The organism is Prochlorococcus marinus str. MIT 1214 (assembly GCF_027359355.1).
Lineage (GTDB): Bacteria > Cyanobacteriota > Cyanobacteriia > PCC-6307 > Cyanobiaceae > Prochlorococcus_B > Prochlorococcus_B marinus_F.
In genome coordinates, this window is the sequence record NZ_CP114777.1 from 1609273 (window position 1) to 1623329 (window position 14057).

The following is a 14057-nucleotide window of genomic DNA, read 5'->3' on the forward strand; positions in this document are numbered from 1 at the left end:
TTTTATTTCCATGGTTCTTCCGAGCCGATTACCTCTTTAATATTTCGGAATCCGTGTTTTTCCATTTGCAGGATTAATCCATCTAAGATTTCTGGAACTAAATTTGGCCCTTCAAATATCCAACCTGTATACACCTGAACCAGTGATGCCCCAGCGGCAATTCTTTCCCAAGCTGTTTGTGCTGAACTGATTCCACCTACACCAATAAGCGGTAAAGCCTTATTAGTACTACTCCTTAGCCTTCTAATAACTTCCAGTCCTCTTTTTTCTAAAGGGAGTCCACTTAAGCCTCCATTTTCTTGTTCTAAAGTATTTCCTGTTTTGATTCTTAAGTTTTTTAAGTTAAATCTATTTAAGCTTGTATTGATTGCAATTATTCCATCAATACCATTCTCAATTGACACTCTCGCAATTTCGTCAATTTCTTCATTTGAGAGATCTGGAGCAATTTTCACAAGCAAAGGAGGACAATTTGAAAAATCTTTTAGCGTGCATATTAACTTTTTAATTTCTTTTGTTCCTTGTAATGAGCGAAGGCCTGGGGTATTCGGCGAACTAACATTGATAACGGCATAGTCTGATATAGGAGCCAAAAGTCTTAAAGATAAAAAATAGTCTTTATGGGCTTCATCTAGAGATGTGATTTTTGACTTTCCTAAATTGATTCCCAGGACACACGGTCTATTTCCAGGCGCTGGGATTTGTTGTTTTTCTATGGTTTTAAGAAATTTTTCAGCGCCTTCATTATTGAACCCCATTCGATTCAATGCAGCTTTCTCTTTGGCAATTCTGAAAAGTCTGGGTTTTGGATTACCTTTTTGTGCATGCCAAGTAATGGTTCCTAATTCTGCGAAACCAAATCCAAAATAATTCCAAAGACCTGCTCCTACCCCATTTTTATCAAATCCAGCAGCAAGCCCTATAGGGTTTTTAAAGTGCGAGCCAAAGATGATTTGATTTAAGCTTGAATTGCTTCTTTGCAAATCACTTGATGCTTTTAGAAGGATATTAGAAATTATTGGAAGATTTCTATTTAATGAAGCAAATTTAATGGCGTTAAGAGCTGAATTGGTAAGTATTTCTGCATCAATACCCTCGTCTTGAGATAGAAGCTGACCAAGCAGAATATTGTAAAAATCGTTTTTTTTATTATTATTTGACAAAATCTTTTAGCTGTATTTTTCGACCTTTAGAAAAAGCTACAGCAATTGCATCAACTCTATCATTATCCTTCTCTCCGCTATGTCCCTTGACATATTGAAGTTTGATTTTTGGCAGTTCAGGGTGGTCAAGAGCTTTCCACAAATCTTGATTGAGAACTTGTTTACCAGATGCAGTTTTCCATCCTTTTTTTTTCCAATTCGACATCCATCTTTCCATTCCATCAATTAAATATTTGCTATCAGTTTTGATGGTTATAGAAGGGTGACATTTTATTTTTTTTAATTTCTCAAGAACAAATAATGCCGCCTGCAATTCCATGCGATTATTTGTTGTTTCTGGGCTGAAACCACCAAATTCAACTTCGCTTCCATCCTGGAATCTAATTAATGCTCCCCATCCACCTGGACCAGGATTTCCGCTACAAGCACCATCAGTTGCTGCAGCAATAGCCAATTTTTCTTCTTTAGACATAAAAAAACCGGTCTGAATAGACCGGTTTTATATAAGCAGAAATCAGGTGTTTTTCCAGTAACAATTTTATTTTAAAGTTACTTTTCCACCAACAGCTTCAATTGCTTTCTTTAAAGCTTCAGCATCTTCTTTTGTTGCTCCTTCTTTTATTGTTTTTGGAGCAGCTTCCACTAAGGCTTTTGCTTCGCCAAGGCCTAGACCTGTAGCATTTCGAACTTCTTTAAGGACTTTGATTTTAGATGAAGCGTCAAAGCTTTCTAAAACCACCTCAAATTCAGTTTTTTCTTCGGCAGCATCAGCACCATCGCCACCAGCAGCAGCTCCTGGAGCTGCCATGACAACGCCAGCAGATGCGGCGGCAGATACACCAAAAGCTTCTTCTATTTGCTTGACAAGCTCTGAAGCTTCAAGCAAAGAGAGGCTTTTTAATGAATCTAAGATTTCATCGGTTTTTGCAGACATGGTTTAAATCAGCAACTAAGTAAGTAGAAAACAAATTGTGAAACAAGGAGTATCAGCTCTCGCCGCTCTCGGAATGTTGTTTAAGAGATCTCGCAAGTCCAGATGGAACCTCATTTATACCAATAGCAATTTTGCTTGTTATGGAATTCATTGCACCAGCAATTTGTGCCATAAGTGCTTCCTTGCTAGGAAGTTTTGCAATCGCTTTGATCTCATCTTGAGATAAAAGTTTGCCTTCGAAAAGACCTCCTTTAGTCTCAGACTTTTGAGTTTCCTTTTGAAATGCTTGAACAGCTTTAACAGCGCTCCCAACATCTCCTTTGATTAAAACAAAGGCGTTAGTTCCAGTAAGCAATGAATCCAAACCAGTCCAGGAATCTTTTCCTTTTATGGCTTGACGCATCAAGGTGTTTTTCGTGACCTTGCATACGCCATCGCTTTTTTGCAATCGTGAGCGCAAGTCGGACATCTCTTTTGTGGATAAGCCCTTGTAATCAAGAACTAAAGCCATTTCGGAGTTGTCTAGTAGACCCTCTATTGTTTTGACGATCTGTTTTTTGCTTTCCAGCGTGCGGCCCATAATAATTGGATCGAATCGGGGGAAGAACTGGACATACGGCCATATTCCCTAGGGGAATCGAGGCCGCTAACGATTCAATCCAGAAAGATAAAACCTGCGTATACCTCGGCGGGATTTATAGTGTCCATTAAACGATAAAGTTTAATAGATTCAGACCTGCTGTCTTTGGTTGGGCGCATGCCCTTGTGGCTATACCACTGAGCTAATTTACAACAACAAGGGTCACTTTTCTTTTTGCAAGTCTTGTAATTCGCTGATATCTACTTCTACTGATGGTCCCATGGTGGATGTAATAAAGAAGCTTCTCCAGAATTTTCCTTTTGCTCCACTTGGTTTATTTTTTTCTATGGTTAATTGCAATGTCTTCAAATTTTCAAGGAGAGCATCTTCCGAAAAACTTGCTTTACCAAATCGAACATGCACTATTCCTGCTTTGTCTGCTCTAAATTCAAGTTTTCCTGCTTTAAATTCTTTAATAGCTCCTGCTAAATCGGTTGTAACTGTTCCCGCTTTTGGATTAGGCATAAGTCCTCTAGGACCAAGGACTCTTCCAAGTTTTGCGACCTTTGGCATCATATCTGGAGTCGAAATTAGGAGGTCGAAGTTCATCTCTCCTTTGTTTATTGAATCGACTAAATCTTCCTCTCCAGCCAGATCAGCACCTGCTTTAGTTGCTTCAGAAACTTTTTCACCGCGTGTAACTACTGCTATGCGTACTTTCTGGCCTGTACCACTTGGTAAGGCAACTGTCGTTCTTAGTTGCTGATCAGTATATTTGGGGTCAATGCCTAATCTTATGTGAGCTTCAATAGTCTCATCGAATTTTGCATTTGCATTCTCCTTGACTAGCTTTATGGCTTCAATTGGAGAATATGAACGCTCTTCCACTTTGGAAAGTAACGTTGTCATTCTTTTAGAAAAATTTTTCATAATAATTGGGGTCCATTCGACTTTTAGTCTCCCCCTTTAAGAGAACGTTTGATAATTTTACGATTTAATTAGTCCTTTATGGAAACTCCCATATTTTTAGCGGTTCCCTCAATAACTTTCATCGCTGACTCGATGCTACTGCAATTGAGATCTGGAAGTTTTGTTTTAGCAATTTCTTCAAGTTGACTTTTACTAATCGAACCAGCAGTTCCTTTCGCTGACTCTCCTGAACCTTTCGAAATACCTGCTGCTTTAGTTATCAAAACCGAAGCAGGAGGAGTTTTTGTTATGAAAGTAAAACTTCTATCTTCGAAAACTGATATTTCTACAGGGATAACAAAGCCAGCTTTGTCTTGGGTTCGCGAATTGTATTCCTTACAAAATGCCATTATGTTTACCCCATGTTGACCAAGCGCAGGGCCAACGGGAGGGGCTGGGTTTGCTTTGCCAGCCTGTAAGGCCAACTTGATCAGGGCTACTACTTTCTTTGCCATCGGCTAAAAATTGAACTAAAGCGGAACACCTGAAACTAATCAGGTTAAATTATCTAATAAACTTAACTCCTAGACTGACCAGACAGCAAAAGGAAATTAAAAATCAATTTTGTTTAGTTATTTGAGAAAATTCAAGCTCAACAGGAGTTTCTCTACCAAAAATAGATAAAAGAGCTTTTAGTTTGTTTCTTTCTCCTGAAACTTCAATTACTTCACCTTGGAAATCTTTAAAAGGACCAGAGGTCACAACAATCTGATCACCTTCTTCTACATCCAACTTAACGACAGTTTTCTTTTCAGCTGCACGTTTAAAAATCCTATTAACTTCTTGCCTGCTGAGAGGACGAGGTTTTATATGTCCGCGTGATTTACCCGTAGCTCTTCGGTCTTCTGCACCAACAAAATTAATTACATTTGGAGTACTTCTTACAGCCATCATTGTGTCTTCATCTAGCACCATACGAACTAATACATAGCCAGGGAAAACTTTTTCTTCTGTCGTCTGCCTGCTACCATCTTTTTTTAGCTTAACTGCAGGTGTTTGAGGAATCTCTATTTCTATGATTCTGTCACTAACACCAAGAGTTATAGATCTTTGTTCAAGTGTTGCTTTTACCTTCTTTTCGCAACTTGAGGCAACTTGAATAGCGTACCAACGAGCAATATTCGTTTTTATTGTCTGATTTGAAAAATGTGATTGATCATCCTCGATTGTTTCTGATGTATCAATTATTTTTGAATCTTTGTTAGGTGTGGTTTCAATCTCTGACACTGGAAAAAATTGTGAGTGGTTTAAGAATTTAGGTTCGTCAACTCAGCGGAATATCTGAGTAGAAGCCCATCCGTAAAAACGGCTTACAGCAGCAATTGATACTGCTGATAAAGTTACCATTAAAATCACAGCAACAGATTCGCTGAACAGTTGTTGGCGTGAAGGCCAAACAACAAGTTTCATTTCATCAATTGTAGATGACAAAAAACTTTTTTTTAAAGCAGTCTTTTCCTGTGTTTTAGGAATTACTTTTTCTTGATCCTCTTTAGAGGTTGGACTTGTCACTTTGGGAAGATTAAAAGAAAGGTACTTTTAAAAAGAATGGCTATAAAACTAGAATAACTTATGTTTGATAGATTAGTTATCTATTAAAAAAAGAAGTTTTTTAGAGTCATCATCACTAGTCTTAACCTTAATTGATCTGGCATCTGCAAAAGCCTCCTCTAAAATTTGTGTTGCCAGTGGGTTTTCTAATCTTCTTCGAATCACTCTTCTTAGTGGTCTGGCCCCATACTCAGGTTCATAGCCTTCATCAGCAAGAGTTTTAATGGTGTTTTCATCAACATAAAGATCTAACCCTTGGTGCTTGAGCAGCTTCCTTAGCTCTTCAAGTTGAAGTCGCACTATTTGTTCTAAACTTTCAGGCTTTAGTGGACTAAATCGTATTACTTCATCAATGCGGTTCAAAAATTCTGGTCGAAAATGTTTTGCTAGAGCTTCGTTGATTTTTTGGTCTAATTCTTGCGCAAGAAAATTTTTATTTGAATTTTCGCTTTGCACTTTAAGTGAATTATTTAAGATTGCTTTGCTAGCAAGATTGCTGGTCATAACAATAACTGTATTTCTAAAATCCACTGTTCGACCTTGAGAATCGGTGAGTCTGCCATCATCTAACACTTGTAAGAGGATGTTAAAAACTTCTGGATGTGCTTTTTCTATCTCATCAAGAAGTAAAACTGCATAAGGTCTTTTTCTAATTGCCTCTGTTAATTGCCCACCTTCTTCGTAGCCTACGTATCCAGGCGGTGCCCCTAAGAGTCTTGAAACAGCATTTCTCTCCATATATTCACTCATATCAAGTCTCAATAAAGCGTCCTCTTCATCAAATAAAGAACTTGCTAGTGACTTAGCAAGTTCAGTTTTTCCAACACCTGTAGGACCTAGAAAAAGAAAGGATCCTATAGGTCTTCTTATGTCCTGCATTCCTGCTCTTGCTCTACGAATTGCTGCTGAGACCGCTTGAACAGCATTTAATTGACCGATGACTTTTTTTTCTAAGTCTTGTTCTAAATGCAAAAGTTTTTGTCTTTCACCTGACAAAACTTTGCTAACAGGAATTCCTGTCCATCTTGAGACAACATCAGCTATATCTTCTGGGTCAACTTGGTCTGTTAGTAAGGAATTGGCATATTCATTATCTTCTTGAATAGAAGCTTCTATGTCTTTGATTCTTTCTTTGATTTGAAAAAGTTGTTGATATTTAAGTCTTTCTACTTCTTCAATATCATCAGAGATTTCAGCTTCTCTTATTAAATTTCTTAATTCTTCAGCTCTTATCTTTAGATCTTGTAATTCAGCTGATGTATCAATTTGATCTTGCCATATTTGTTTAATCTGAGCTAGCTCATCGAGTAGCAATTCTTTCTGTTCTTCAAGATTATTTATAGTCTCTAATGTTGTCTCTTTGTTTGCATTTTGGATTGATGACTCTAAAAGATTGATCTGAGATTCTTTCTCTTCTATGATTTTCGGTTTTGATGAAGATTCGATTCTTACTTGGGCTGAAGCCTCGTCAATCAAGTCAATAGCTTTATCAGGTAGGCATCTATCACTTATATATCTATGAGATAAACGATTTGCTGTAATTAGTGCTTCATCAGTGATGGTTACTCCGTGATGAGATTCATAATTTTCTTTAAGTCCTTTTAGGATTTCCAAACTTAAATCTAAGCTCGGCTCTTTAATTGATACTTGCTGAAATCGTCTATCAAGTGCTAGATCTTTTTCGATCGTACGTCTATAATTATCAGGAGTTGTTGCACCAATACAACGTAAGTCTCCACTGGCCAGTAATGGTTTTAATAGACTACCAGCATCAGTATTTGATCTATCTTTGCTTACAATTGAGTGTATTTCGTCTATAAATAGAATTACTCCTTTTTCCTTATCGCTGATTTCACTTAACAATGATCTAAATCGTTCTTCAAATTGCCCTCGGAATTTGGCTCCAGCTGTTAATGCACCGATATCAAGTGATATTAGTCTTAAACCTTGAAGAGAATCAGGAAGTTCGTTAGCTATGATTTTTTGAGCTAATAATTCTGCCACTGCTGTCTTCCCAACACCTGGCGCACCAATTAGCACTGGATTATTTTTGCCTCTTCGAGATAAAACTTTTGTAATTGCTTTGATTTCCGACTCTCTGCCGATCACAGGGTCTAATTTCCCATTTTCAGCTTCGGCTGTAAGGTCTTTGCAGAATAAATCCAATGCACTTGGCGTTTCATTAAGTTTTAAGGGTTCTTGTTTTGATGTGATCGCTTCCTTAGTGATAGGACTAAGTAGCTCGGGGTTCGAATTTTTTGAAGTGTTTTTGGTAGGCAAGGAAGACCTTAGATTTTTTTTTGATCTATCTTCTTTTTGTTGAGTTGTAATTCTTTTTGATTGTTTAAATGATGTAGGCGCTGGTAGTCGTCTCAATTCCGCTTCAAGAATTTCACTAGGGAGACCTGCTTGGTAAAAAAGATCTTCTCCTAAGCGCTTGTCTCTACCAATTGCGATAAGAACGTGAGATATCTCTATTTGGTTAGATCCCCATCGAGAGCGAAAATCATCAGCTGTTTCAAGAAGAATTTCTAAATCTTCTCCAATAAATAAGTCTGATTGGTTGTTTATTGGAATTTCAGCGATAAAGTTTTCTAAAATTTCATTTACTTCTTCATGATTTACAGGTAGGGAATTTGTATATTTCTGAAATTTTTTATTTCGAAAAAGAACTTGAATAAGATGCTCAACATCTAAATTCTGATGTCGCCACCTTCTGGCTGATTGTTCAGCTATGAGTAAAAGACTCCAAGCTTCATCGCTAAAAGAATCTGGTTCTGTAGTTAGACTTCCTTTCATTTTCGATCAATTTTGATTCAAAGTGGTCATGTGCCTTCTGTATTTTGATTGAGACCTTTTTATCGATACGTGTATTTCTTGTTAAGACAAATTTGATTGATTAGGTCTTGGAAAGCAAGCTAGATTGGCAATTCAGGAACATATAGGAATAATGTAGTTCATAAGATCTAAAAATCATCTTAAATTCGTGGCTGACTCTCTAGAACTAGTAATTGATACCATTATGGCTCGAGAAGTTTTGGATTCTCGTGGGAATCCAACTGTAGAGGCTGAAGTGCTTTTAGAAGGTGGAGCTATTGGACGTTCGATTGTTCCAAGTGGCGCAAGCACTGGAGCCCATGAGGCTCATGAATTAAGAGATGGTGGAAAACGTTATCTGGGTAAAGGAGTTATCAAGGCTGTTGGTCATATAGAAGAGACTATTGCGCCCGCTTTATGTGGTCTTTCTGCCTTAGATCAAGCCACAGTTGATTCGGTAATGAAACAACTTGATAATACAGACAACAAATCAAATCTTGGTGCAAATTCAATTCTTGCTGTCAGCATGGCTACAGCAAGAGCAGCGGCTAATGGATTGGGATTGCCTTTGTATAGGTATTTAGGAGGACCCATGTCATCTTTATTGCCAGTGCCATTGATGAACGTCATTAATGGAGGAGAACATGCTGCAAATAATTTAGATTTTCAGGAATTCATGTTGGTTCCGCATGGCGCTGAAAGCTTCAGAGAAGCATTAAGAATGGGAGCTGAGGTTTTTCATACGCTTAAAAATTTATTGAGTCAGAAAGGTTTATCAACTGCTGTTGGTGACGAAGGCGGATTCGCTCCAAATCTTGAAAGTAATAAGGCAGCAGGTGACCTTCTAATGCAAGCAATTGAACAGGCTGGATTTAGACCAGGCGAGCAAATCTCTTTAGCTTTGGATGTTGCAAGTACGGAGTTTTATAAGGACGGAAAATATTTTTATGGTGGGAATTCCTATTCCAGCGAGCAAATGGTTGATGAATTAGCTGGGTTAGTTAATTCATTTCCAATAATTTCTATTGAAGATGGATTAGCTGAAGATGATTGGAATGGTTGGAGCTTGCTTACGAAAAAACTTGGTAAAAGTGTGCAATTGGTTGGAGATGATTTATTTGTGACCAATACACTTCGTTTACAAAGAGGGATTGATGAGAATATTGCAAATTCAATATTAATTAAGGTTAATCAAATAGGTTCTCTGACTGAAACACTTGAAGCTATAGAGCTTGCATCAAGATCAAGTTATACAACTGTAATAAGTCATAGAAGCGGAGAAACTGAAGATACAACTATTGCTGATTTATCAGTAGCAACTAAATCTGGTCAAATTAAAACAGGTTCATTGAGTAGGAGTGAAAGAGTCGCGAAATATAATCAATTACTTCGTATTGAGGATGAGTTAGGGAATCAAGCGACATATGCTGGACTTGTTGGATTGGGACCAAGAGGAAGTTTGCAGAGTTGATTCTCACTATTTAAAGACTTTTCTTCCTTGAAAATCATCTATACGACTTTCGTTTCTCATCTTAAATTTTAATTTAATCCAGCTTAGAGCTATTGGAAATCCAATAGTTATTGGTATGAGAAATAAAAAAGGTCTATTAGTTGAAGCTAATAAAGCAGATGATATTGCCAGTGAACCGAGAAGAACAGCATTCCCAAGTGATTGTTGAGCATTAATCATTCTTCTGAGTTGTCTGTCTGATTCACCCATGCGAACTTGAAGTTGCAAGTCTCCTTGTTCCAGTCTTTCTAAATTTTCATCCAAACGTTTTGGCAACCCGACAGCTTTACTGCCTATTTCAGTAACTTGTCTTCCTAATTCATTAAATAAGTCATTAGAGTCTGGATTCTTTGAAGTCATTAGAGGGAGAAGGAAGGGTTTTGCTATTGCTATTAAGTTAAATTCTGGATCTAAATATCTTCCAACTCCTTCAAAAGTTGATAATGCTCTAAAAACAAAAATCAACTCTATTGGTATTCTAAAGGGTTTTCCATAAGCAAGTTCAGATATATCCCCAGAAAGCTTTTCTATTATTTGAGAATCAAATGGAGGGGTAAGAGCTTCATTTAACATTATTCTAATTAATCTTCTAACTGGACCTATTTCAATATCTTTTTCTATTAACCCAGCGATTTGAAGTTCTTTGACTAGTCCGCTCACATCTTTAAGCGCTGCGGCTTTAATCATTGAATTGAGCCTGCCTCTAATACGCTCCGAGACAAAACCCATCATCCCGAAATCATAGTAAATAAGAGAACCACTCTTGGAAACAGCTAGATTGCCTGGATGAGGATCAGCATGAAAAAAACCGTAATTAACTAATTGTTTTAAATAACTCGTAGCCCCAATCTTTGCGATTAAAGAAGTATCAATATCATTACTTTTTAGTGATTTAATATCATTAATCTTGATTCCTGGTAAATACTCCAAACATAAAAGTTTACTAGTGCTTAAATCCCAAAATACACTTGGGATTAAAACATCTGAGTCGTCAATAAATTGTTGTTTAAATCTTGCAGCATATTGAGCTTCAATTCTAAAATCTAGCTCTCTGAGTAATACTCTTTTAGATTCCTTTGCAATGCCTATCCAGTCATTACCTCGACTTAGAGACTTTATTCTTTGAACTACTTTGGCAACTTGATTCATCACATCTAAGTCAAGCTTGAAAAACTTTTCTATATTTGGTCTTTGAACTTTAAAAATAACTTTCTTGTCATTAATTAACCTAGCTATATGAACTTGGGCAAGCGATGCTGAGCCAATTGGAATCTCATCAATACTTATAATTTTTTTATATGAATTTCCAAGTTCTTTTATTAATATTTTTTGAACTTTTTCAAATTCAAAAGCTGGAACTCTATCCTGTAGAGAGGTAAGCTCATTTACCCATGCAGATGGGATAACATCTGCTCGTGCAGATAAAAGTTGACCTAATTTGATAAATGCTGACCCAAGCTTAACTAATTCTTTTGTAAGCCACTTTGCTCTTAAAGTATTTCTTTTATGTCTTCTTTTGTCTGTATATCCTTTTAAATAAGACCATTTTTTAGAATCAAACCATAAGTAGAAAAGTAAACCTAATAATATTGTCCAAATCCTAAGTGCTCTAACAAATCTTTGAAGTTGACTAGCTAGAAATATCAATTTTTCTCCTCAATATCTTTATTAATATCGATAACCTTTGATCTGAGATTATCGATTTGAATCTGAATGAAATCTTCTTTAATTAATTGCTCCTTAGCACTTTTCTCTTTTGATGCATTAGTCTTTTTTTCTAGACGTTCAGATTCTTGAATAACCTCTTCTTTAAATCTAGACCATTCGTTTTGGAGTTTTTGAGGTAATTCTTCAGCAATTTGATTGAATTCTTGGGCAGAATTGATCACTTTTTCAGTTATCCGAGCTGCTATTCGGTTCATGGCTGCTTTTAGCAGTATCTCTGAGTCGCTCAATGATTTCATTAATCAGCTTTCACTTTAGAAGATCCAGGGTTTTTTGTGTCTTCAGATTGAAACTGGATATATGTAGATTTGCTCTTAATCCATTAAATCTATTTAGAAGATTGTTTGTTATCGCTCAACCTAGAATATTTTCATTAGAGTTGAAGAATACAAACATTTGATTTGATTTGATTTGATTTGGGTTAAAAGTCTAATCTATTAACCCAAGTGATCTCAAAACATCCTTTTCTCTTCTTGAAAGAGAGCAAAACCTAACCAAGAGATTTTCCATTGGAAACCATTGAAACTGATGTTGTAATAGTTGGTGGTGGGCCTGCTGGTTGCAGTTGTGCGCTTTACACTTCCCGAGCAGACTTAAGAACAGTAATTCTCGATAAGAATCCCGATGTAGGTGCGCTAGCAATAACACATCAAATTGCCAATTATCCAGGAGTTTCTAGTGAAATGAGTGGAGAGGCCCTGTTGAAATTGATGAGAGATCAAGCTACTCAGTATGGGGCTGATTATCGCAGAGCTCAAGTTTTTGGAATTGATGCTAGTGGTGACTGGAAAACTATTTTTACCCCAGAAGGGACTTTTAAAGCTAAGGCACTTGTTGTTGCGAGTGGCGCAATGGGAAGGCCAGCATCATTTAAGGGTGAGGCTGAATTCCTTGGTAGGGGAGTAAGTTATTGCGCTACTTGTGATGGAGCTTTTTATAGAGATCGTGAAGTCGCCGTTGTTGGTATTAACAAAGAAGCAATTGAAGAAGCAAATGTTCTTACAAAATTTGCTTCCAAAGTTCATTGGATAACATCGAATGATCCAAAATCAGATGATCATCATGCGCAAGATCTCTTATTAAAACCAAATGTGAACCATTGGAGTAAGACTAGGTTAATGCAGATTGAAGGTAATGATTCAGGTGTAACAGGCATTAAGGTCAAGAACCGTTCAATTGATACTCATCAAGACATAGCTCTTGAAGGCGTTTTTGTTTATATGAGCGGTTCAAAGCCTATTACCGACTTTCTTGGTGAACAGGTTGCTTTTAAGGAGGATGGCGGAGTTTTGGTGGATGACTTTATGTCTACAACAGTCGAAGGGGTTTGGGCGATTGGAGACATCCGAAATACCCCATTTAAACAAGCTGTTGTTGCAGCATCGGATGGATGTATTGCCGCTATGGCAATAGATAGATATTTAAATAGTCGGAAATCAATTCGCGTCGATTGGGTTCATGCTTAATTCGTGCAATTGATAAGTATTCTTAAAGAGGAGTTGCTTCAGAAACATAGGCAACACCACCGTAGTAGCTAAGCACAGTTTTTATATTGTCTCGTATCTTGTCGATTATCTCTTGCTCACAAAAAATAATTACGTGTGCATTTGATCCAAATCCAGTGAATTCCATGTCTTCAGTGACAATTCTTTCTGGACCTCTCCCGGTAGCATGCTTCATAACCGTATAACCAGGAACTTCAGCTTTTTCTAATGCTGAGAGAACATCATCTAGTTCTCTTTCACTAAAAATCAAGTCGAGTCTTTTCATGAAAATGATTTATCCAATTGATGGAATCATTGTGTTTACTAAGCCCATATATACTGGTATCCCTATGATTATGTTAAAAGGAAAGGTTAATCCAAGAGTGGTCGAAATGTAATAACTAGGTCGTGCTTCAGGAACAGTCATTCTCATTGCTGTTGGTACAGCTAAGTATGAAGCACTAGCGCAGAGAACTACAAATAACAGAGCATTGCCTGGATCTAAATTTAAAAATCTAGCTACTATTGATCCAAGTACAGCATTAATTATAGGCATGAATATTGAAAACAAAATGAGAAAGGCACCAGTCTTGTTTAGACGAGCGAGACGTTGAGCAGCCACAATTCCCATGTCAAGAAGGAAAAAGCATTCTGCGCCATAGAACAATTCAGCTGTGAACGGTTCCATTTTTTTTATGTCAGATGGATCAATCGCGGATGTTAAAAAACCTATTAAAAGGCTTCCGAGTAATAAATAGACAGAACCATTTAACATCGACTCATGCAAAATTGATCCCCATTTCATTTTTCTTTTGATGGGCCTATCTTTGGGGGCTCCAAATTTGACTAAGAGAAGACCAATTATTATTGCTGGAGACTCCATTAGTGCTAAAGCTGCAACCATAAAACCATCAAAGGGTATATTTTGACTTTCTAGAAAACTTTCAGCAGTAATAAATGTCACTGCACTTATTGATCCATATGCTGCTGATATTGCTGCTGCATTAAAAACATCGAATTTAAATCTCAGTACAAAAAAGCAAATAAGTGGGATTAGTAGGGACATTAATATTGCTGCTATCACAGTTGGAAGAACTGGATAACCAAAGCCACTTTTTTGAAGCTCAATTCCGCCTCTGAATCCTATTGCAAGTAAAAGATATAAAGAAAATAATTTTGGTAGGGGCGCAGGAATTTCAAAATCAGACTTTAAAGCATATGCAATTGCACCCAAAAAGAAAAACAGTATTGGTGGACTTAAAGCATTTTGAATGAAAAGGTTTTGTCCCATTTCTTCTTAGTTCTTAAAACAATCAATTAGTTG

Annotated in this window: 15 protein-coding genes; 2 read left to right on the top strand and 13 right to left on the bottom strand. The window is 37.0% G+C overall.

Going from position 1 to position 14057, the window contains the following annotated elements:
• Positions 1 to 2: 2 nt before the first annotated feature.
• The 9 genes from O5639_RS08845 to O5639_RS08885 form a co-directional block, all read right to left on the bottom strand.
• Positions 3 to 1163 (bottom strand): quinone-dependent dihydroorotate dehydrogenase, encoded by a 1161-nt coding sequence (locus O5639_RS08845; RefSeq protein ID WP_269624173.1) that lies wholly within the window; start codon positions 1161 to 1163, stop codon positions 3 to 5.
• Complete coding sequence (gene rnhA / locus O5639_RS08850; RefSeq protein WP_269624174.1) at positions 1153 to 1635, bottom strand: ribonuclease HI; 483 nt, start codon at positions 1633 to 1635, stop codon at positions 1153 to 1155. Before rnhA ends, O5639_RS08845 begins: the two co-directional genes overlap by 11 nt.
• A 66-nt stretch (positions 1636 to 1701) precedes the next feature.
• Entirely contained in the window at positions 1702 to 2097 is a 396-nt protein-coding gene (gene rplL, locus O5639_RS08855; RefSeq protein WP_011823058.1) for a 50S ribosomal protein L7/L12, read from the bottom strand.
• 52 nt (positions 2098 to 2149) lie between these two features.
• Complete coding sequence (gene rplJ / locus O5639_RS08860) at positions 2150 to 2677, bottom strand: 50S ribosomal protein L10 (protein WP_269624175.1); 528 nt, start codon at positions 2675 to 2677, stop codon at positions 2150 to 2152.
• Positions 2678 to 2899: 222 nt separating this feature from the next.
• The gene (rplA, locus tag O5639_RS08865) at positions 2900 to 3607 is read right to left on the bottom strand and encodes a 50S ribosomal protein L1 (protein WP_269624176.1); all 708 of its coding nucleotides are present in this window, start codon (positions 3605 to 3607) and stop codon (positions 2900 to 2902) included.
• A 68-nt stretch (positions 3608 to 3675) separates the two neighbouring features.
• Complete coding sequence (rplK, locus tag O5639_RS08870) at positions 3676 to 4101, bottom strand: 50S ribosomal protein L11 (RefSeq protein ID WP_269624177.1); 426 nt, start codon at positions 4099 to 4101, stop codon at positions 3676 to 3678.
• A gap of 103 nt (positions 4102 to 4204) precedes the next feature.
• Complete coding sequence (gene nusG / locus O5639_RS08875) at positions 4205 to 4813, bottom strand: transcription termination/antitermination protein NusG (RefSeq protein WP_269625541.1); 609 nt, start codon at positions 4811 to 4813, stop codon at positions 4205 to 4207.
• A 102-nt stretch (positions 4814 to 4915) separates the two neighbouring features.
• Positions 4916 to 5158: a preprotein translocase subunit SecE gene (gene secE / locus O5639_RS08880; RefSeq protein ID WP_269624178.1), complete on the bottom strand. Its 243-nt coding sequence runs from the start codon at positions 5156 to 5158 to the stop codon at positions 4916 to 4918.
• Between the two features lie 72 nt (positions 5159 to 5230).
• The gene (locus O5639_RS08885) at positions 5231 to 7996 is read right to left on the bottom strand and encodes an ATP-dependent Clp protease ATP-binding subunit (RefSeq protein ID WP_269624179.1); all 2766 of its coding nucleotides are present in this window, start codon (positions 7994 to 7996) and stop codon (positions 5231 to 5233) included.
• Between the two features lie 187 nt (positions 7997 to 8183).
• Here O5639_RS08885 and eno point away from each other — a divergent pair, with 187 nt between their 5' ends.
• Positions 8184 to 9485 carry a phosphopyruvate hydratase gene (gene eno / locus O5639_RS08890; RefSeq protein ID WP_269624180.1) on the top strand — a complete coding sequence of 434 codons (1302 nt, stop codon included), beginning with the start codon at positions 8184 to 8186 and terminating at the stop codon, positions 9483 to 9485.
• 6 nt (positions 9486 to 9491) lie between these two features.
• Here eno and O5639_RS08895 read toward each other — a convergent pair whose 3' ends face one another.
• Positions 9492 to 11171: an ABC1 kinase family protein gene (locus O5639_RS08895; RefSeq protein WP_269624181.1), complete on the bottom strand. Its 1680-nt coding sequence runs from the start codon at positions 11169 to 11171 to the stop codon at positions 9492 to 9494.
• Positions 11168 to 11488 (bottom strand): hypothetical protein, encoded by a 321-nt coding sequence (locus tag O5639_RS08900; RefSeq protein ID WP_269624182.1) that lies wholly within the window; start codon positions 11486 to 11488, stop codon positions 11168 to 11170. Before O5639_RS08900 ends, O5639_RS08895 begins: the two co-directional genes overlap by 4 nt.
• 270 nt (positions 11489 to 11758) lie before the next feature.
• On the opposite strand from O5639_RS08900, the gene O5639_RS08905 reads away from it, so the two are divergent.
• Positions 11759 to 12715, top strand: a complete 957-nt coding sequence (locus tag O5639_RS08905) for an NAD(P)/FAD-dependent oxidoreductase (RefSeq protein WP_269624183.1) — start codon at positions 11759 to 11761, stop codon at positions 12713 to 12715.
• A gap of 22 nt (positions 12716 to 12737) precedes the next feature.
• Here the strand turns inward: O5639_RS08905 and O5639_RS08910 are convergent, their stop codons facing one another.
• A complete protein-coding gene (locus O5639_RS08910) occupies positions 12738 to 13019 on the bottom strand; it encodes a P-II family nitrogen regulator (protein WP_269624184.1) in 282 nt (93 codons plus the stop codon).
• 9 nt (positions 13020 to 13028) lie between these two features.
• Positions 13029 to 14024, bottom strand: a complete 996-nt coding sequence (locus O5639_RS08915) for a sodium-dependent bicarbonate transport family permease (RefSeq protein ID WP_269624185.1) — start codon at positions 14022 to 14024, stop codon at positions 13029 to 13031.
• Positions 14025 to 14057 lie beyond the last annotated feature (33 nt).

Coding starts and splice junctions, on each gene's coding strand:
- rnhA (WP_269624174.1), bottom strand. CDS start 1,635: ATGTCTAAAGAAGAAAAATTGGCTATTGCTGCAGCAACTGATGGTGCT.
- rplL (WP_011823058.1), bottom strand. CDS start 2,097: ATGTCTGCAAAAACCGATGAAATCTTAGATTCATTAAAAAGCCTCTCT.
- rplJ (WP_269624175.1), bottom strand. CDS start 2,677: ATGGGCCGCACGCTGGAAAGCAAAAAACAGATCGTCAAAACAATAGAG.
- rplA (WP_269624176.1), bottom strand. CDS start 3,607: ATGAAAAATTTTTCTAAAAGAATGACAACGTTACTTTCCAAAGTGGAA.
- rplK (WP_269624177.1), bottom strand. CDS start 4,101: ATGGCAAAGAAAGTAGTAGCCCTGATCAAGTTGGCCTTACAGGCTGGC.
- O5639_RS08885 (WP_269624179.1), bottom strand. CDS start 7,996: ATGAAAGGAAGTCTAACTACAGAACCAGATTCTTTTAGCGATGAAGCT.
- O5639_RS08900 (WP_269624182.1), bottom strand. CDS start 11,488: ATGAAATCATTGAGCGACTCAGAGATACTGCTAAAAGCAGCCATGAAC.
- O5639_RS08910 (WP_269624184.1), bottom strand. CDS start 13,019: ATGAAAAGACTCGACTTGATTTTTAGTGAAAGAGAACTAGATGATGTT.
- O5639_RS08915 (WP_269624185.1), bottom strand. CDS start 14,024: ATGGGACAAAACCTTTTCATTCAAAATGCTTTAAGTCCACCAATACTG.